The organism is Pontibacter beigongshangensis, from assembly GCF_014332515.1.
In the GTDB taxonomy this organism is placed as follows: Bacteria; Bacteroidota; Bacteroidia; order Cytophagales; family Hymenobacteraceae; genus Pontibacter; species Pontibacter beigongshangensis.
The window spans coordinates 105,501-123,399 of the sequence record NZ_VFSD01000015.1 but is presented as its reverse complement, the minus strand read 5'-3'; the positions used below and the strand labels follow the sequence as shown (position 1 = coordinate 123,399).

The window sequence follows — 17,899 nt, the reverse complement described above, 5'->3', positions numbered from 1 at the left end:
TAAGCTTTTGCCGGGCATAGTTACCGATGACGCTTAGGAACTAGCCTCCCGGCGAACCTCGCTGCCAGAGTAGCGGAAGGAGCGGCTATAGCAGGCTTGAGTCAAAGATGCAGACCAAATTATTCTAATCAAAAAGGCCCTCCAGAGCCGTGTACGGCACCTGCTCCTGCGCTGTCGTGCAAGGCTCTGGAGGGCCTTTTTGATTAGAATAATCGGTGAGGCCTTGCTGTGCCTATCGTTAAAATATGCGGATCATTTTTCAGCGATCAACAATTAACCACCAATAATCAGACCTACTTCACGCCTCCGAAAGCCGCAAAGCAAAGGTTCTTGTGCAGTACTTCTGTTTTTGCAAAGCCTACTTTCTGCATCAGCTCCAATTGGTAGCTAACCGGTCTTGGCGAGTCTTCTTTTTCTATATACGCCAGCACATGGTCGCGGTAGGCAGCACCACCTGCACCTTCCAGGTAGTCGCCGTACTTGCTCCGGAACATGCCATTTACTGCCTCCACCTCATGGCTCACCAGGTCCGAAACCCAGAAGCTGCCACCTGGTTTCAAAGCTTTGCAGAGTTTGCCGAATACCAGCTCCCAGTCGGCATCGTCGCGGAGGTGGTGCAGTACGGCTCCGGCCAGTATAATATCATATTGCTCCGGCTCCAACGCAAGCTCCCGCATATCTGACTGGATGATCTGTACATTTCCGGTAGTTTCGGCTGCCACACGTTCCTGCGCTTTCTGCAGCATCGGCAGGCTCAGGTCTACCAGGGTGCAGTTCAGGTTGGGTATTTTACTGAGCATTTTGAGGGAGTAGTTGCCAGCCCCGCAGCCCAGGTCGAGGAGGGTGGTGGCGGCAGGGTTCACAGCTTGCGCAGCCGAGGTGATCAGCTCCAGCGTCAGAGGCGCATCCAGCGTAGATTGTTGCCCTGTGTCGAGGTTGGCGAAACGCTCCACATCCTTGTCGAAGCGCTCCCTGATTTCTGCTACCGTTGATTTGTTTGCATATTCTGTTGCCATCGTTTTATGATATTTGTTGGATGAATTACAGGTGCAAGTATAGGTGCCGCTTCGGAGGGGGCTAAACAAAAAATTAATATTTTTACAACGGCTAAGGGAGGGGGAATTGGATTAATTAAAGGTGCGGGACTTGTCGGAATTCTGGAAAAGAGGGAATACCTGTATTATGATTGTTGAACTTTAGCTGATTACTTCCCTATATCCGGGAAAGTGTTTAGTAGCCAGTAACTTCATAAATATACGCAGGTTCTTCTATACACCAAGCCACCAATTGTGCATTCTTTACACAGCAGGAACAAATCCTGTTGTGCTCATTTTCGGTTCTAATCATTATCTTGCTTACGCCCCCTTTTTGCCAGTCGTTTTGTAAGCAAGTAAGGGAAATACGTCATGCAACACATCCTTAAAAACTACCGTCGTCGCCTCCTGAACCTGAGTGCCAGCAACCGGGCGCTGGTGCTGCTGCGCCTTTCTAAAGAGCAGCACCTCGATGTGCAGGAACTCGATTTTCTGAACAGCCAGCCAGCCTTTAGCATGATCAGGAGCCTGTTGAGCGGGAAAAAGAAACTGACGCTTTGCCCTTACGCCGACAGCCGCTATGCACCTGTGGCACCTGTCAGCCGAAGGCTGCGCAACATCAGGCGAAAGGCCGAGATGATCTTTGAGGAGCGCGGCAGCAAAGAGTTGTATGTGGGCTGGCCTTTTGTGCATGGGCAGTTTCCGGATGGCACCGTAGTAAGGTGCCCGCTGCTGTTCTTTCCGGTGCGGCTGCAGGTAAACGCGGCGCAGGATTGGGAGCTTCAGACCGACGAAACACAGCAACCGCAGCTGAACCAAAGTTTTCTGCTGGCATACGCGCACTACATGGGTACACCGCTCGCAGAGCCGCTCACCGAGCTGGATCTCGACACGCTGCCACAGGAGCCACTCGAGTTCCGCACCGCCATTTACGAACTGCTGAAAGAGCACCAGCTAAAAGTACACACCGGCCGCGATTTTTTTGCCGATAAACTCATGCCTTTCAGAGACTACAAAAAAGCAAATTTCGGGGAGACCCTGAAGCCGGGGCAGCTGCACCTGGAGCCGGAGGCGGTGCTGGGCATTTTTCCGCAGGCAGCTTCTTTTCTGTTGGCCGATTATGATGCGCTGCTGGAGCAGGAGGGCTTGCTGGAGATGGAAGATTTGTTCGCATCCGGAGCAGAAATTAAAAGTGGCAGCACGCAGGCACAGCATACCTTTACGATGTTTGAGATGGATGCTTCGCAGGAGGAGGCACTACAGCGGGTGAAAAGCGGCGACTCGGTGGTGGTGCAGGGGCCGCCCGGCACAGGCAAATCGCAGCTGATCTGTAACCTGGTGTCGGACTTTACGGCGCGGGGCAAAAAGGTGCTGGTGGTGAGCCAGAAGCGGGCCGCGCTCGATGTGGTGCACCAGCGGCTGAGCAGCGGCGGCATCGGTAATTTTGCTGTGCTCATTCACGATATCAACACCGACAGGCGCAGCATCTACAACCAGCTGGCGCAGCAGATAGAGCAGCTGGAGGAGTACAAAAAACAGAACCTCGCCCTCAACAGCCTCTACACCGACCGCGCCTTTCTGGAGGTGAGCCGTGGCATAAACCAGAGCCTGCAAAAGCTGGAAGCGTTCAAAAATGCGCTCTTCGATGTGAGCCGTTGTGGCTGGTCGGCCAAGGAACTGTACCTGAAAAGTAATCTTGCCGATCCACACCTTTCGCTGGGGCCGCACTACAAGAACTTCACAGCCGCCACCATCCCCGATTTCCTGCCTCGCCTGAAGCAGTACCTGCAGCAGGCGCAGCTGTTTGAGCAACCTGATTTTGTGCTGAAGGAGCGGCACAGCCTGCAGGGGTGGGGCTGGCCGCAACGGCAGGAACTGGAGCAGCAGATAGGCTCCTTTACCGGCATGTATGAGCAGCTGCAGCAGGAGATCCGGAATAGCAGTGGCTACAGCTTTACATTACATGACCTCCCGAAGTTCAACCAGGCCCTGCCAACTATTACAGCACTTCGCGAGCTGCTACAGGAGCCGGAGCAGCTGCTTCCTCTGCTGCAACCGCTGCTTTCAGGCAAAGCAAATACAAAAGAACTGAAACGGCAGGCCCAGCAGCTCCGCGATATGTACCTGGTGTGCCCGGCCCCTGATGCCACCATTCCGGCTGCTGAGCTGGAGGCGGTGCAGGCAGCCGTAAAGGCATATGAGGCACAGCAAGGGCAGCTACTCAAAAGTATCTCTTGGGCTTTTTCGTCTGAAAAGAAGACCCTGAAGCAGGCGCTGGCGCGGTATAACTGGGAGCTGAATGAGGGGCAGGTAGCCAAGCTGCAGGAGCGGCTGGCACAACGTCGGCAAGCCGAAACCCTGATGCAGCAACTAAACCAGCTGGTGCCGCTCTCGCTCCACATAGAAGAAAACCCAACGCCCGTGCTGCGAAAGCTGGAGGCTTTGGAACAGGCGCTGGATGTGTACAACCTGCTGCAGGAACTGCAGGAGGAAGAGGTGCTGCACCAAAATTTGTGGCAACAGGTAAGCCTACCGGAGCACCTGCAGGAGCTGTCGCAGCACATCCGGAGTGCCAACAGCTACTACAAAACCTGGCTCAAGTGGCTGCCGGAAACGCAGGTGCAAAAGCTGGCCGCGCAGCCGGAGTATGCCCGGCAACTGTTACAGGCCCTGCAGCAGCACTTTGAACAGCTGGTGTCGTACGACGCGTTATGGGCAGCATTTTCGGAGGCGGAGCGAGAGGTGCTACGGTTACTGCTGGCGGCAAAACCTACCTCTGTGGCAGCAGGAGAGCAGCTGTTTCTGAACAGCCTCTACCTGGCCTGGCTGCACGAGCTGGAGCAACAGCACCCGCAGTTGCGCATGCCCTCAAACGGCGAACTGGCTTGGGTGGAAGAGGAGCTGCAACGCCAATTAGCCGAAAAGGCACGGCTGACGCAGGAAATCGTGCTCTCGAAACTACGCGACCAGACCTACCAGCACATGGCGTACAACCGGCTCGGCAATGCCGTAACCTACCGCCGGCTGCAGGCGCAGGTGAACAAGAAGCGCAGCCTGTACCCGATCCGGAAGCTGTTTGAGCAGTTTGGGGAGGAGATGCTGAACCTGGCACCGTGCTGGCTGGCCTCGCCCGAAACAGTGTCGGCGGTGCTGCCCCTGCAACCGCTTTTCGACCTGGTTATTTTTGACGAGGCCTCGCAGTGTTTTGCCGAAACTGGTATTCCGGCCATCCGGCGGGGACGGCAGGTGGTGGTAGCCGGCGATGAGCAGCAGCTGAAGCCATCGGACCTGTACCGTGCCCGTTGGAGCCCCGAAGAGGAGGAGACCGAGGAGCTGACGGCCGAATCGCTGCTGCAGCTCTGTGGCTTGTACCTGCCCCAGACCATGCTCACGCAGCACTACCGCAGTCGCTACCCCGAACTCATCGAGTTTTCGAACCAACACTTTTACAAGCAGAAGCTGGAGCTGGTGCCTCATTTTGCGGATATGGTGGGGGCAGCACCGGCGCTGGAGTTCCGGCATGTGGCGGGGGTGTGGCAGGATAACGCCAACCTACCGGAGGCGCAGGAGGTGGTGCGCCTGGTGCTGGAACTGTTGCAGGCGGGGCAGCAGGAAATCGGGGTCATTACTTTTAACTATACCCAGCAGATGCTCGTGCAGGATCTGCTCGAAGACACGGCGTACCAGCAGGGGCTGGTGGTGCCGCCATCGGTGCTGGTCAAGAACATCGAGAATATTCAGGGCGATGAAAAGGATGTGATTATTTTGTCGGTGGGTTATGCGCCTGATGCGAAGGGGAAGGTGGCGATGCAGTTCGGCAGCCTGAACCAGGCGGGGGGCGAAAACCGGCTGAATGTGGCCATAACCAGGGCGCGACAGAAGATTGTGCTGCTCAGCAGCCTGCTGCCGGAGCAGCTGCAGGTGGAGCAAACGCTGCACCCGGGGCCAAAGCTGCTGAAGGCTTACCTGGGTTATGCGCGGCAGGTGAGCCAGGGGCAGTTCCGATACGAACCAAAACAGCACACGCTGCCGCACCACACGGTGCTGCTCAAAGACAAGCTGCAGCAGCAGCAGGGTAAAACGCTTCAAAAAAACTTGCCTTTTGCCGACCTGACGGTTGTGCAGCAGGCGCAGTACCAGGGCCTCATCCTCACCGACGACGACCTCTATTACAGCCAGGTGTCGGTGCGGCAGTCGCATGCCGATGTGCCCCGGCTGCTGCAGGCGCGTGCCTGGCCTTACCAGAGAGTGTACAGCCGCGAGTACTGGGCCTCGCCGCAGGCAGTGGCGGAGAAGCTGGGGGAGTGGAAATCCTTAGAATTGTAAATGAGACTGAGACCGGTTTTTTCGGGTGAAGGAGTAACGGGAAGGGTTTGTAAATTACGATGACAAGAATCATGTGGCAGGCTGATATTCGGCCAATTCAAAGCAGAAATTTTGTATTAAACTTGATGCCAGTAATTCTGGTGTCTGTTTGCATAGGATGGGATAAGTAGAACTGCTCTTTAGGAGCAGATCAGGCTGAGGCAGCGATTCAGAATTTTCAGGCCCTCGCGCAGGCCAGTTTCCGGGCTGTGTGTGGCAGGGCTCTGTGGTCGTATTTTAATAGTTTTACTGTCTCGTCATATGAAATTCTTCAAGCCTTTGCTCAGCGTATTGCTGGCTCTTTTGCTGTACTCTTTTCAACTCCAGGCGCAGCATACACCTGATCCTCACAATAGCGGTAAAGATCATGGTTACAGGCATTTCAGGTGCAGCGTTGTGCTGGACCATACCTACATTGGTACAGAAACCCTGAAAGGAAAAGATTACCTGGTAGTACCGGCTATTGGCCTGGATGCCGAATATTGGTTCAATGGCAAGTGGGGAGTAGGCTTGCACAACGATATCGAACTAATTACTTATGAGGTGCGGCGCGAAGGAGCGGAGCATCTGTTTGAGCGACATGCCCCCTTATTGCTCACGGTAGATGGTTTGTGGAAACCTGCTCACCACTTCGTGTTTCTGATTGGCCCTGGTGTGGAACTGGAGGAGCATGAAACGTTGCTGGTGCTGCGTGGCGGCGTGGAATATGAAATTGAATTAAGCTCTCATTGGGACATCTCCCCCACTATTTTCTACGATACCAGGCTGCATGCCTACGATACCTTCTCTGTCGGCATAGGCATCGGCAAGCGGTTCTGATTAGGGTGTAGCCGCAGCAGCCAGCCTGAGCCAGGTAATTATGTCAATGAAAATGGCGCTCCGGCCACATTCTCTTCTGCTGTTGCAGCTGCTCCCGCTCAAATTCTGATATTGTGCTTATATTGCCCCGATGAAAGAAGCTATCGTGGTAAAGCTCTTTGCTGTGTATGTATATCTGCAGAGCCTTTTCTGTGGCTGCCTGCCCGACAGAGTGCACAGCGATTTTGACCGTCTCCGGAAGGATTACAAGGTGCAGGTAGAGCGCATCGGCCGCCTCGACAGCCGCATTTCTGAAAGTTCCGGCTTTGCCCGCGCCACCGACTCCACCTTCTGGACCCATTCCGATGCCGGAGGCCCAAACCAGCTGTACCTGTTTAACCTGAAAGGCGACCTGTTACAGACGGTGCAGGTGCCGGTGCGCAACCAGGACTGGGAGGAACTGGCCCAGGATACAGAGGGCAACATGTATATCGGTGAATTCGGGAACAACACCAATACCCGGCGCAACCTCCGCATCTACAAACTGCAGCCGGAAACACATGCACTGCCCGATACGATCAGGTTCAGCTTTGCCGACCAGCAAGAGTTTCCGCCCCCGCGCAAGCGACGCGATTATGATATGGAAGCTTTTTTCTTTCACAACGATTCGCTGCACCTGTTCTCCAAAAGCTGGCCCGTAAGCTCCCGTAAAACCACACGGCTCTACCAGTTGCCAGCGCAGCAGGGAATTTACCAACTGCAGCCCCAACAGGAGCTAAGATTGAATTCGTCTGTTACAGCGGCAGATATTGATGCAGAGCAAAACAGTTTTGCCCTGCTCGGCTATGGGCGGCTGTACCTGTTTCAGTTGCCTGATAGCGGCCGTGTGACTTTGCAAGACAGGCGTTTTTGCCTGCCGCTGGGCCGCACCGGGCAAGCCGAGGCGGTGCTGTTCCTGTCGGAGGACCAGTTGCTGGTAGGCAATGAGAAGGGGAAGCTGTGGGTAGTGACTTTCCGGAAGAAGAAGTAGTGCCTTTGGCTGATCTGGGTTGAATTATTCTAATAAAAATGCCCCTCAAGACCTCTTTTCTGCTGCTGCCCTTTAGTGGCAGTAGGAAGGAGTAAGCGGAAGACCTGGCTCATAAAAAAACCGCCTTCCAATCAGGAGGCGGTTTTTTGTTTTATAGGAAGTTATCAGGTACTAGTCCATGTCGGGGTTTCTGTACCGGTCGGTGCGTCTGCTCTGGAAATTACTATTACGCTGACCTCTCTGATCTTCGTCGTAGTTGCTGCCACGGTAGTTCTCGCGCGATGACGAGCCTTGGTTGTCGCTGTAGTACGAGGTGCGGCTGTCCATGGAGCCAAAGCGGCTCTGGTCGCCACCACGGCCGCCCTGGTTGTAGCCGCCTTCGCTATAGCCACCCTGACCATAGTTGTTGCGGGAGCCTCCATAGCCGGAGCCGGAACCGTAGCCGGAACCCGATCCTGATCCTGAAGATCCTGAAGATCCGTAACCAGAAGATCCGTAACCGGATGACTCATAGCCCGAGCCACCATAATTTGTTCCGGAGCCAGAGTTGCCGCTCATGCCGCCACGGTTGCTTCTGTTGCCATAGCCGTCACGGTCGCGGCTTTCGCCATAACCTGAGGAGCGCTGTCCGGAGCCATAATCAGACTGACCGTAATCGCTGCCTTGTGAGCCGTAGCGTGAGGAGCGGTACTCATCGTTGTAAGAGCCTCCTCTGGAACCTTGTCCGCCACGGCTGCCATAGCCACCCTGCATATCGCGCTGAGAGCCATAGCCTCTTGAAGAACCGAAGTCATCATCGTCGTACTCTCTCATGCCGCGGGAGGATGAGCCTCTGCTGTAATCGGTCGACGAGTCGAAGTTGCTGTTGTTGTTGCCATAGCCTCTCTGGCCTGATCCGCCATAGTTAGACTGGCCGTAGCTGGAACCGCCGCCACCGTAGCTGCCGCCCTCGCCGTAGCGGGTGCCGCGGCTGTAGTCGCCGGAGGCCCCTGCGTTAAAATTGCCAGAAGATCCGTAGCGGCTGCCTGAAGAAGAGCCATACTCCTCGTTCTGCTGACCCCGGCGGGAACCATAGTTGCTGCCCTGGTCATCCTGGTCATAGTTTCCGTAGTTACGGCCAGAATAGGCGCCACCGCTCATGCCTCCACTGTTAAAGCCCTGGCCACTGCGGCCGCTGTCGTAGCTGCCATAGCCGCCTTGTGCCGAATTACCCTGTGTGCCAAAAGCTCCGGAAGAGCCGCCATAAACCTGGCCACCCTGACGGTCGCCTTCTCTATCCTGGTCACCGCCCTGCATGCCGCCTCTGGATGCGCCGAAGTCCTGGTCCTGGTATCTTACCCGGTTGCCTTCCATGCCACCCTGGTTACCATAGTTAAAACCGCCTTCGGAGCCCATATCATGTTGCCTGCTGCCAGTGCCATAGCCGCCTCTCGATGAGGAGCCATAGTTGTCGTTCATGCTGTTTCTGAAGTTGTTGCCAGAGCCAGAGCTGCCGCCCCAGTTTTGTTCAGAGCGGTTGCCGCCGCCAAAGTCGCCCTGGTCGCCGCTGCTGCTGTAGCCGGAGCTGTCGCCGTAGCCGCGCTGCATGCCGGCACCCTGCGATGAGGAGCCGTAGTCGCCCTGATAACCGTAGCCACTCTGTCCGCCATAGTTGCTGTTTTGTGAGCCATAGCCATAGCCGCCCTGGCTACCGTAGCCACTTCGGCCACCTTGGTCGCCGCTCTGGCCGTAGCCCTGGTTCATGTCTCTGTCCTGCGAGCCTCTGTTGTCCTGGTCGCTGCTGCTCATGGAGCCGTAGCTACTTCTGGAGGAGTCGTCGCCGGAGCTTTGGCTGCCACTCTTTTTAGATGAAGACGAGCCGGAGGACTTAGAGGAGGATGTGCCTGAAGAAGAAGCTTTTCCGCTCTTGTTGTCTGAGGTTTTTGCCTCTTTTGTAGCGCCCGATCTTGCTCTGGTTGAAGAAGATTTAGACCCGGAAGCAGTGGTTTTGCTACTACCGCTCTGGCCAGACGACGATGATGTTGACGATGAGCCCGGCGATGAAGTAGAAGAAGATGAACTCTGGCCTGACAAGCCTGAGCCTGTGGTTGAACCTGAGCCCGTGGTAGAAGAAGGATTGCCTCCTGAGCTGCTACCTGATATAGAAGAGTCTGTTTTCGAATAAGAAGTCCCCTGATTCGAATCGCTTCCCGATTCAGTGGATGAAGGGTTTAGATTCTGGTTTTTTTCATTGTCTTTCATAGTGCTGATCTCCTCAGTTTTTGGTTTGTAAGAATTGTGTTAATTTATAGTAGATGTTTTTCCAAATATGTTTTCAGTTTTTTCTTCTTTATACAATTGTGTACAATCCTAAATCAGGACTTTTTGTTATTTTTTAAGGACAATAAACCACTACTGCTATACGGGTCAGGTATAAGAGGGTTTTTGCTGCGCCGGTGGCCTGGCACCATGAAATTCAAAATATTAGGTAAAGCGAGGAGGAGAAGAGGTCTGCAGAAACGGTCATTTGCTGATTGAACAAATGTTCGCTACTTTTTAAGCGAAAAAGCTATTGTAATGGCCTGATTTGCTTAAAGATGCAAAAATTTAAGAGAGGGCAAAAATGGCAATATAGGCGTTAATTATTTTAAATCATATACTAAAAAATTCAAAAGTTATTTTTACCTTTGAAATATTATTTAATTAATTTATTATCATGAAAACAGGTAAAGTAAAATTTTACAACGTGTCTAAAGGATTTGGATTCATCGTATCAGACGAAAACAACCAGGACATCTTCGTTCACCAGACTGGACTGATCCACGAGATTCGTGAAAACGACCGTGTTTCTTTTGAGTTGAAAGAAGGCAAAAAAGGACTGAATGCAATTAACGTAGAGAAAATCTAATTTCTGCAGTTAAAGATATATAGTGCCCCTGGCGGGCTACATTCACCTATTTTAACCCGCTCTATGTATAGAGTGGGTTTTTTTATTTCTTTTCCTCGTCAGTTCTTTCCCCATTCTTTTCCTCTCCTTTCTCCAGTCCTTCCTGAATCATTTCGTTTGCCTCTTCGTGTTCTTCCGGCTCGGCAACAGGGTGTTCCTGCTTTTCTTCCTCCTGCGGCTCATAGTTGAGGGTAATCATAATAGGGAAGTGGTCTGATCCAAACTTGTTTAGCCTTTTGAGGTTTATCAGCCGGAACTTGGGGTCATAGAAAACATGGTCGAGGGGGTAGCGGAACAGGGGGATAAATGCATTGTAGGTGTTGTAGAAGCCACGCCCAACCCGTGGGTCGAGCATGCCGCTGATGTTCTTAAAGAGCTTTGTGGTGCCAGACCAGGCCACATCGTTCAGGTCGCCAGCCACAATAGAGGGGTAGGGTGTTTCCTTAGATTGCTTGGCTACAATAAGCAGTTCGGCTTCTCTGGTTTCTGTGTTTTTCAGCAAGCGCGGAGGCTGTGGGTGCACAGTAAAGAAATCGAACTTAGGCCCGCCCGGCAGTTCTACCACGGTGTAAAAAGAAGGAATGCTGTCTTCTACCAGAAACCTGATTTCGCTGTTGTGTAAGGGGAGCCGGCTGTACAGTATCATGCCATAGGTGTTCTCCAGGGGCTTTTTGATAGAATAAGGATATTTGGCATCCAGCCTTTGGCGCAGGTGGTCGTGCCAGACGGCATTGGGCTCATTTATCACCACGATGTCCGGGTCGTGCTCCAGTACCACCTCCAGAAACTTCTGATATTTGGTGTTGGTCATGCGCACATTGGCAATCATTATATTGAAGCTGTGGCGTGGCTGTTTCTGCTCTGATCTTAGAGCTTCAATTTTGGCAAGCGGTGTGAAAGGGAAAATATACCTGGCCTCGTTAAGAATGGCTATTCCCCAGATAGCAATCAGGACGATTTCGCGCGTGCTGCCAAGCCCATAGCAGATGGTGTACACGATGAGGGTAATGGTAAGAAAAAGAGCTACGTGCACGCGCGGAAAATCCAGCACTCTGATCCACCAGAGGGGGGTACTGATAAGCGGTAGAAAAGAGAAGAGCGTCAGTACAGATCCTGCTATAAGGAGCGTGAGTTTCATACAAGGTTTGTTTAAAATAAGCTACGGCGGCATATTGATGTTACCTCCAGGGCCGGGCGAAATTATTTGAATGAAAAAGGCCTTCGGCGATTGCTATAGCTGCTGCTGCCCCGAAAAGCCTTTTTGTAAGATGCCGGGAAATTGGAAAGCTCCAGCGCAACCCCAGGTGCCTGCACGGTATGCCCCTTGTACGTGGATGTCGGCTTTGAGATGTCGCTGGCCGCCCTGAATATTTTTACTTGCTGCGGGGCGCAGAACAGGGGCCTGGGTTGTGCTTACGGTGGCTTTTGGAAAGCGTAAGTTTTCCGGGTTTAGGATAGAATTCAAAAGCCCCTTATCTGCCTTTTCAGGATGATAAGGGGCTTTTGAATTTAAAGGACGGGCACTAGTTCTCTGAATTTCTGGCAGCTACCCGAACTCCCACGGCAAGTATGTTCGGCAACGGGTCGCGGCGCATATACTGTGTCAGCTTTAGCCTGTAAGTACCCACTTTCCGGAACGCTACATTTTTAATGGCTAGTGCCTGCAGGTCGAAGATATTACTGGAGCCATTGCCCAGCGGTTTTCCGGTTTTAGGGTCCATCAATTTAAGCTCGTGCAGGGCCGACGACAGTTGTGCACTGTCCGGGCCAAGCAACTGGTGCTGCAGGTACAGGTTGTAGAACTCGTACGAGAGCGAATACCGCACATTAAAATAGATATCGTAACGCTGCGTGGTATCCTGAATCTGGAACTCAAAGTTCTGACTGTTATCTACATACCAGTTTCCTTCCGGTACATCCACGTTCTGTTCATATACTCGTGCCGGGTCGCAACTCACAAGCGAAAGCAGCAAAAGAGCAACTCCCCATAAAGCAAGTTTATGCATTGGTGCCTGGTTTAGGTTGATCCGGTTTTTTGCCTTTGTTAAAGGGCTTGCGTGGCTTCTGCTTGCGCGGCTGCAGCTGGCTGGCTTCGCCTGTGGCGGCCTGGGCCGGCTGAGCCGTTTGGTTTGGCACGCTGCCGCCTTCTTCGCCCCGGTTCTTGTTTTTCTGATGGAAAGGTTTCTGCCTGCGGTGTTGCTGCTGCTCGCCAGCGGCTTTTGGCTCTGTGGCCGCAGCAGGAGCAGGTTTTGCAGGTGCAGCGCCTTCCGGATTAGTTTTCTTTTTCTTCTTTTTCTTCTTCTTGCTTACTTTGAACTTGTCGTCGAGGCGCTCCAGGCTACCCTCTACCTGCGTCACGAACTCATTTTGCTTAGGCTCCGGCGCGGCTTCCTGCACCAGGAACTCCACGGCCATACCCTTTGCGTTCAGCTCCTGAATCTCCTTAACGCGCGCTGCCGGCACGGGGTACCAGTTGTTGTCGCCCCTGAAGCCAAACCACATCATCTTTTTAAAGATGTCTGTTTTCTGCAGGATGGCATCGCCCTGCTTTGTCTGGAGTGGTCGGGCCACAGTCGGTATATCCTTCAGGGCCTCCATGTACGTTTCCAGCTCATAGTTGAGGCAGCACTTCAGGCGGCCACACTGCCCCGACAGCTTACTGGGGTTGAGCGAGAGGTTCTGGTACCGGGCCGCTGTGGTAGATACACTTTTAAAGTCGGTGAGCCAGGTAGAGCAGCAAAGCTCACGGCCACAGGAGCCAATTCCGCCCAGGCGTCCGGCCTCATGCCGCAGGCTGATCTGGCGCATCTCGATGCGGATCTTAAATTCCTCGGCCAGCTTTTTGATCAGGTCCCGGAAATCCACGCGGTCGTCGGCCGAATAGTAGAAAGTGGCTTTGGACTTGTCGGCCTGGTACTCCACGTCCGAGAGCTTCATTTTCAGGCGCAGGTTCTGGATAATTTCGCGGGCGCGGTACATGGTGGTCCCTTCCAGGTCGCGCACTTCGTTAAACTTCTCCATGTCGCGCTCGTTGGCCACCCGGTAAATGCTTCGGATCTCCTCGTTGTTGTCGACCTTCTTTTTCAGCATCTGCAGGCGCACCAGTTCACCCTTCAGCGATACATGGCCAATATGGTGCCCATTGGGGACGTCTACCACCACCGGATCGCCGGTAATAAGCTCCACCTTATTCGGGTTTCTGAAAAAGTCTTTACGCCCGCCTTTAAACCGTACTTCTACTATATCGAATTCTTCAAATGCTGTTGGCAAATCCATATCGCTCAGCCAATCAAACACGTTTAGCCGGTTGCAGCCACCTGTGCTGCAACCTCCGTTACTTTTGCAGCCAGCGGGGCTGCTATCAGCGGTGCTGCCCTTAGAGCCGCAACCGCCACTAGAACATGAACTACATCCCACAATTATATCTCCTTTATGTTAGTCAGGCTAACGCTTGTTTTCATTTTTTACAATTAACAAATATACTAATTTTTTGAGCTTTTGATTTAGCCGTTGCCAATTCTGCTACCGAAACAAACGGTAAGCGGCTGTTTTTGGTGCAATTTTCAGGAAATATGACGAATTAGCACGTATGACAGATGCCAAGCTTTTTTGCACTGCGCCAGAAATTATCGTTTAAATTTGGGCAATGCTTCGAAAATTATTATCAGATGCGGCCATCTACGGCCTGGCGGCACAGCTGCCACGACTGGCTGGGGTGCTGACGCTGCCGATCATAACGCCGTATTTATCAACCCAGGATTATGGTATAGCTGGCGTAGTGATGGCGTTGGTATCTGGACTGGGGTTTCTGCAGTTTCTAGGGTTGTCGGTTGTAATGGTGAATAGCTTTGTGAATTCTCCTGTGCGGTACAAGTGGGTATGGCGGCAGTTGAATGGGTTTATCTCCATCTGGACGCTATTATACGGGTTAGTTCTCGGGCTGGTAATATTTCTTTTTGTGCCTATACACACCCTGGAAAACAAGTTGCAGACTGCTTTGCTTTTTGCGATACCAGCCATGTTTTTCTCAGCTACGGATGTACAATCAAACGTGTTTTTTCAGCTTTCCCAGCGGCCCCTGCCTGTTGCTTTCCGATCATTGGTGGTTGGGATGGTGGTGGTCGCTGTTAATATTTATGCTATCAGGTATTTGAACCTTGGGTACAGGGGCTGGTTCTATGGGCATTTTTTCGGAGCTGTGGCAGGGTTCTTCATCAACTTCTATTTTGTGTATGTCAAGCAACAGCTGTGGCCCATCTTTAATTTTAAATGGTCCAGGATCATAAGCGCCTTGCGTGTATCAGTTCCGGTAGTGCCGCATCATATGTCCTTTTTCCTGTTGGATGCATCTGACAAACTGGTCATGGGGATATTGCGGGTTCCACTTCCCCAGATTGGCTTATATAATGTGGCAGCTAATTTTGGAAGTTACTTTGCCTCTGCCAGTGGTGCTATTGTGCAGGCTGCCACTCCTGTTTATATGCAGCTCTATTCCCGTAGAGGCGACATGGAGGCAGCACTGCAGATTCGCCGCATGACCTTCTCATTACAAGTGCTCTTTTTGCTGGCTACCTCCCTGGGAAGCATCTGGATGAAAGAAGCCTTTGAAATACTGATCAGGAATGACGAGCTGCAGCAGGCGTATCCTATCGCGATTATCATACTTATGGGGTGTAATTTCAGGCCGATGTACCTGGCTGTCATAAACCTGCTCTCTTACCGCGAACAAACAAACAAACTCTGGAAAATATCAACTGTGGGAGGGGTGGCAAATGTCGTTCTAAATTTTATACTGGTGCCCATATATGGATATGAGGCTGCCGCCTTTACAACCTTTGCGTGCTTCATGTACATGGGGTATGCAGGCTTTTTCATGAAGGAGTATAAAGCAGAAGCAATGGTGAACTATTACCCGCTGTGGTGGTTGTTAATGACCATTCTGCTGCTTTTGGCTGTGTATTTTTTAGTTGATAGTGCTTTGTATTACAAAATTTTGGTATCTGTTACCTTAGTATGTCTTAGTTTAGGAGTGATCTTCCTAAAAAGAAGTAATTGATTTTTACTTGTGAAGCAAAGCCTGATACAGCTGCATCAGTTTCTGGTGCTGTACCTTATTATCGTAACGCTCTACTACAAAAGCACGTCCTGCCTTGCCCATAGCATCTCTTAAAGTTGGGTTCTGGAGTAGTGTGCGGAGCTTGACCGTCATACCATGTACGTCCTTCTGAGGCACTACAAAACCTGTTTTTCCATCAATTAAACCTTCTGGTGTTCCGCCGGCATTACTTACTACTACGGGTAGTTCCATACTCTGAGCCTCCTGCACTACCAGCCCTTGCGTTTCTACTTCGCCGTCTTCGGCCTCTATGCTGCTTAGCAGGAACACCTGAGCTCTGTTGTAAAAGGCAAGCACTTGCTCCTGTGTAGCGGCTCCATGAAGAAACACATTCTTCTCCAAACCTAACTCCCGTATCAACTTCTCCAGCGTTGGCCTTTCTTCTCCTTCGCCCAGAATATGGTACTTCAGACTAGGAAAGTCGGGTATTAAATTTTTAATTGTCAGCATGCTGTACTCCAGGCCTTTGAACGGAACGAGGCGGGAGACAGTAAGTACAATTGGTGGAGCAGTAGGAACTATTGTATTTTGATCTCTGATGAACTTTTTTGTGTCGAGTCCTACAGGAAGCACCTCTATTTTTTGAGCAGGAATACCCAGGTTAACCACAGTCTGCTTTGAAAAAATAGAGCTGACAGTAAAGATTTCACACTCCTTGCTCAGGTCCCGGTAAAGACCTTTGCGGGAGTAGTGGGAGGGCCAGGAAAGGAAAGCTTTTTCGTTAATATCAAACCCATGAAAGGAGGTGATCAGCCTGCCCTTGAGTAGCCCTATTTCTCTGAAGTTTAACGCTTTTATACCGTTGGGCCCAAACTGACAGTGAACAATATCAAACTCCCGCTCCCGCAGATAGGGAATGGTATCGTAGAAGAACTGAAGGTTAGCTGCATATTTGCCATACCTGCGGATATTTAAGGTTCGGAGCAGGTAGCGGGCATCTCTGAGGTTAGCCATCAGAAGCCCGAAAGCCTTCAGGAAGCGGAGCAGCTTGTTTCTGGGAATGAAGGGTCTTTCATGAGTAAGGGAAAGCATTTTATACTCATTGACAAGCGCATGGTCTGGATAGTTTTTTAATTTGCCTATCGAAAAAATAGTCACACGATGTCTATCGTCCAGAAGCCCTTTCAACTGATTGAGATGATATGTTTCTGCTGGAAAATAACTTACACAGTAGGCAATTCTTAATTTCATGCTTTATAATATCTTCTAAGCGCTTATACTTTCTCAGTGGTCTTACCTGCTCCGGAACAAATACAGCCAATTATTCTAATGAAAAAGCTCCTTCTGGTACATTTATACCTGCTGATGCTGCTGTTTAAAGCACAATTTTAAAAGAAGCTTTATCTTACTATTGTGTTGCAGGTGGTCCAGACAGGGCAATTCGTAAATAATGCTTCGCCATTGCTTTTGCCTGGGTATATCCTGATGTAAGATATTGAACTGTCTTTAGGAGGAAGAATATTCTGGCATACATCACTCCCTTTGTCATGGTTAAAAACCGAAATTCATTGTGTAAGATGGAGGTGTTAACGGTGAATGAATACTCCTTCGCGCTACTGCTGCCAGAGGCGTGGTGCAAAATGTGAGGCTGTGGCGAAAACAGAACTTTCAACCCCAACTGCCGCATGAAAAGGCACCATTGTTTATCTTCTTCATACATAAAGAAGTCTTCATGTAGCCTGCCGTTTGGAAAGTTATCAAGCACGTCCCGCCTGATCAGCAGGAAAGTGGCCCAAGTCCAATCTGCAAATAATTCTATTTGATAGGAGAAATAGCCGCCCATTAAAACCTCGCCTCGCTTTTGCAAAGGCATTAAATGAAAGAGCCTCAGAACTTCCAGGAGAAGCAGTTTAATGGAGGGGAAGCGTTGGACATTGTGCTGAACTTTCCTGTCAGGGTAATATAGCTTTCCTGCCAGAGCACCTGATTCAGGAGATTTCAGAAGCCGTGTATGTGCCAGTGCGATGGCATTGTTCAAGAGTTGCGTATCGCTGTTCAGTAGCAGTATTGTACGCCCTGTTGCCTTTTGCAATCCCAGGTTATTGCCTTTTGCAAAGCCCAGGTTGGTCTCACTTATGATAAGTTTAATGTCTGGGAATTCTTCTTTAAAACGGGTGGGGCTGCACTCATGCGAGCCATTATCTACTAGTATCAGCTCAAACGTTACGCCGCTGGTTTTTTCATAAACGGAGCGGATGCAGGCTGAGGTGAGCGCAAACGTGTTGAAATTTATGACAATAACAGAAACATCCATCTGGCAGTTTTCCTGGAACTTCTTGGTAAAGGTAGCTAAACTCAACATGATATAGCAAGCATGGAAATGAAAGTCAAGAATCTGAGTCCAAATATCAGATTATTTGTTCCATCCAAAGTGCCAGCAGTCTCTCCTCGCTACATTTTTTATTGCTGCAAGAATCTGATTCTATTTGCCCGAGAGTATCCTAAAAGCTAGTAAATCCTAACATGATGATAACTCTCTCCTTCCCCACAGGACACAGCAGGATGTTTAACTGCATAAGCCTCATTAAATTGCTATATAAAAATTAACAAATGTAAGTTAGTTGGATGAAGTTGCCTTTGCAGCCCCATCCTGCTGCTGATGTTCCCCTATTCCAACTTGCCAGTTTACA

13 protein-coding genes are annotated in these 17,899 nt (G+C 51.1%); 6 read left to right on the top strand and 7 right to left on the bottom strand.

Features of this window, described 5'->3' with window-relative positions:
- Nucleotides 1-293 precede the first annotated feature (293 nt).
- Nucleotides 294-1,016: a class I SAM-dependent methyltransferase gene (locus FJM74_RS13385; protein WP_187263115.1), complete on the bottom strand. Its 723-nt coding sequence runs from the start codon at nucleotides 1,014-1,016 to the stop codon at nucleotides 294-296.
- Between the two features lie 390 nt (nucleotides 1,017-1,406).
- Between FJM74_RS13385 and FJM74_RS13380 the strand changes: the two genes are divergently transcribed.
- The 3 genes from FJM74_RS13380 to FJM74_RS13370 all read left to right on the top strand — a co-directional run bounded on the left by FJM74_RS13380 (nucleotide 1,407) and on the right by FJM74_RS13370 (nucleotide 7,227).
- Nucleotides 1,407-5,360, top strand: a complete 3,954-nt coding sequence (locus FJM74_RS13380; RefSeq protein ID WP_187263114.1) for an AAA domain-containing protein — start codon at nucleotides 1,407-1,409, stop codon at nucleotides 5,358-5,360.
- Between the two features lie 300 nt (nucleotides 5,361-5,660).
- Entirely contained in the window at nucleotides 5,661-6,218 is a 558-nt protein-coding gene (locus FJM74_RS13375; RefSeq protein ID WP_187263113.1) for a hypothetical protein, read from the top strand.
- A 130-nt stretch (nucleotides 6,219-6,348) separates the two neighbouring features.
- A complete protein-coding gene (locus FJM74_RS13370; RefSeq protein ID WP_194350002.1) occupies nucleotides 6,349-7,227 on the top strand; it encodes a hypothetical protein in 879 nt (292 codons plus the stop codon).
- Nucleotides 7,228-7,398: 171 nt separating this feature from the next.
- On the opposite strand, the gene FJM74_RS13365 is transcribed toward FJM74_RS13370, so the two are convergent.
- Nucleotides 7,399-9,015 carry a hypothetical protein gene (locus FJM74_RS13365; RefSeq protein ID WP_187263112.1) on the bottom strand — a complete coding sequence of 539 codons (1,617 nt, stop codon included), beginning with the start codon at nucleotides 9,013-9,015 and terminating at the stop codon, nucleotides 7,399-7,401.
- Nucleotides 9,016-9,106: 91 nt separating this feature from the next.
- Here FJM74_RS13365 and FJM74_RS13360 point away from each other — a divergent pair, with 91 nt between their 5' ends.
- Nucleotides 9,107-9,391, top strand: a complete 285-nt coding sequence (locus FJM74_RS13360; protein ID WP_187263111.1) for a hypothetical protein — start codon at nucleotides 9,107-9,109, stop codon at nucleotides 9,389-9,391.
- Between the two features lie 531 nt (nucleotides 9,392-9,922).
- Nucleotides 9,923-10,114, top strand: a complete 192-nt coding sequence (locus FJM74_RS13355) for a cold-shock protein (protein ID WP_147923731.1) — start codon at nucleotides 9,923-9,925, stop codon at nucleotides 10,112-10,114.
- Between the two features lie 82 nt (nucleotides 10,115-10,196).
- Here FJM74_RS13355 and FJM74_RS13350 read toward each other — a convergent pair whose 3' ends face one another.
- From FJM74_RS13350 to FJM74_RS13340, 3 genes are all read right to left on the bottom strand, one after another.
- Nucleotides 10,197-11,291, bottom strand: a complete 1,095-nt coding sequence (locus FJM74_RS13350) for an endonuclease/exonuclease/phosphatase family protein (protein WP_187263110.1) — start codon at nucleotides 11,289-11,291, stop codon at nucleotides 10,197-10,199.
- A 385-nt stretch (nucleotides 11,292-11,676) separates the two neighbouring features.
- Nucleotides 11,677-12,159: a gliding motility lipoprotein GldH gene (locus FJM74_RS13345; RefSeq protein WP_187263109.1), complete on the bottom strand. Its 483-nt coding sequence runs from the start codon at nucleotides 12,157-12,159 to the stop codon at nucleotides 11,677-11,679.
- Nucleotides 12,152-13,429, bottom strand: a complete 1,278-nt coding sequence (locus tag FJM74_RS13340) for a PSP1 domain-containing protein (protein WP_187263108.1) — start codon at nucleotides 13,427-13,429, stop codon at nucleotides 12,152-12,154. Before FJM74_RS13340 ends, FJM74_RS13345 begins: the two co-directional genes overlap by 8 nt.
- Nucleotides 13,430-13,799: 370 nt before the next feature.
- On the opposite strand from FJM74_RS13340, the gene FJM74_RS13335 reads away from it, so the two are divergent.
- Nucleotides 13,800-15,209 (top strand): lipopolysaccharide biosynthesis protein, encoded by a 1,410-nt coding sequence (locus FJM74_RS13335; protein WP_187263107.1) that lies wholly within the window; start codon nucleotides 13,800-13,802, stop codon nucleotides 15,207-15,209.
- A gap of 3 nt (nucleotides 15,210-15,212) precedes the next feature.
- Here the strand turns inward: FJM74_RS13335 and FJM74_RS13330 are convergent, their stop codons facing one another.
- Nucleotides 15,213-16,460: a glycosyltransferase gene (locus FJM74_RS13330; RefSeq protein ID WP_187263106.1), complete on the bottom strand. Its 1,248-nt coding sequence runs from the start codon at nucleotides 16,458-16,460 to the stop codon at nucleotides 15,213-15,215.
- Between the two features lie 157 nt (nucleotides 16,461-16,617).
- Complete coding sequence (locus tag FJM74_RS13325) at nucleotides 16,618-17,571, bottom strand: glycosyltransferase family 2 protein (protein ID WP_187263105.1); 954 nt, start codon at nucleotides 17,569-17,571, stop codon at nucleotides 16,618-16,620.
- Nucleotides 17,572-17,899 lie beyond the last annotated feature (328 nt).

Bases quoted from the DNA above. Each gene is read 5' to 3' on its own strand.
- FJM74_RS13365 (WP_187263112.1), bottom strand. From the start codon at position 9,015: ATGAGCAGCAGCGACCAGGACAACAGAGGCTCGCAGGACAGAGACATG.
- FJM74_RS13335 (WP_187263107.1), top strand. From the start codon at position 13,800: ATGCTTCGAAAATTATTATCAGATGCGGCCATCTACGGCCTGGCGGCA.
- FJM74_RS13370 (WP_194350002.1), top strand. From the start codon at position 6,349: ATGAAAGAAGCTATCGTGGTAAAGCTCTTTGCTGTGTATGTATATCTG.
- FJM74_RS13325 (WP_187263105.1), bottom strand. From the start codon at position 17,571: ATGTTGAGTTTAGCTACCTTTACCAAGAAGTTCCAGGAAAACTGCCAG.
- FJM74_RS13340 (WP_187263108.1), bottom strand. From the start codon at position 13,429: ATGGATTTGCCAACAGCATTTGAAGAATTCGATATAGTAGAAGTACGG.
- FJM74_RS13350 (WP_187263110.1), bottom strand. From the start codon at position 11,291: ATGAAACTCACGCTCCTTATAGCAGGATCTGTACTGACGCTCTTCTCT.
- FJM74_RS13345 (WP_187263109.1), bottom strand. From the start codon at position 12,159: ATGCATAAACTTGCTTTATGGGGAGTTGCTCTTTTGCTGCTTTCGCTT.
- FJM74_RS13380 (WP_187263114.1), top strand. From the start codon at position 1,407: ATGCAACACATCCTTAAAAACTACCGTCGTCGCCTCCTGAACCTGAGT.
- FJM74_RS13385 (WP_187263115.1), bottom strand. From the start codon at position 1,016: ATGGCAACAGAATATGCAAACAAATCAACGGTAGCAGAAATCAGGGAG.
- FJM74_RS13375 (WP_187263113.1), top strand. From the start codon at position 5,661: ATGAAATTCTTCAAGCCTTTGCTCAGCGTATTGCTGGCTCTTTTGCTG.
- FJM74_RS13330 (WP_187263106.1), bottom strand. From the start codon at position 16,460: ATGAAATTAAGAATTGCCTACTGTGTAAGTTATTTTCCAGCAGAAACA.
- FJM74_RS13355 (WP_147923731.1), top strand. From the start codon at position 9,923: ATGAAAACAGGTAAAGTAAAATTTTACAACGTGTCTAAAGGATTTGGA.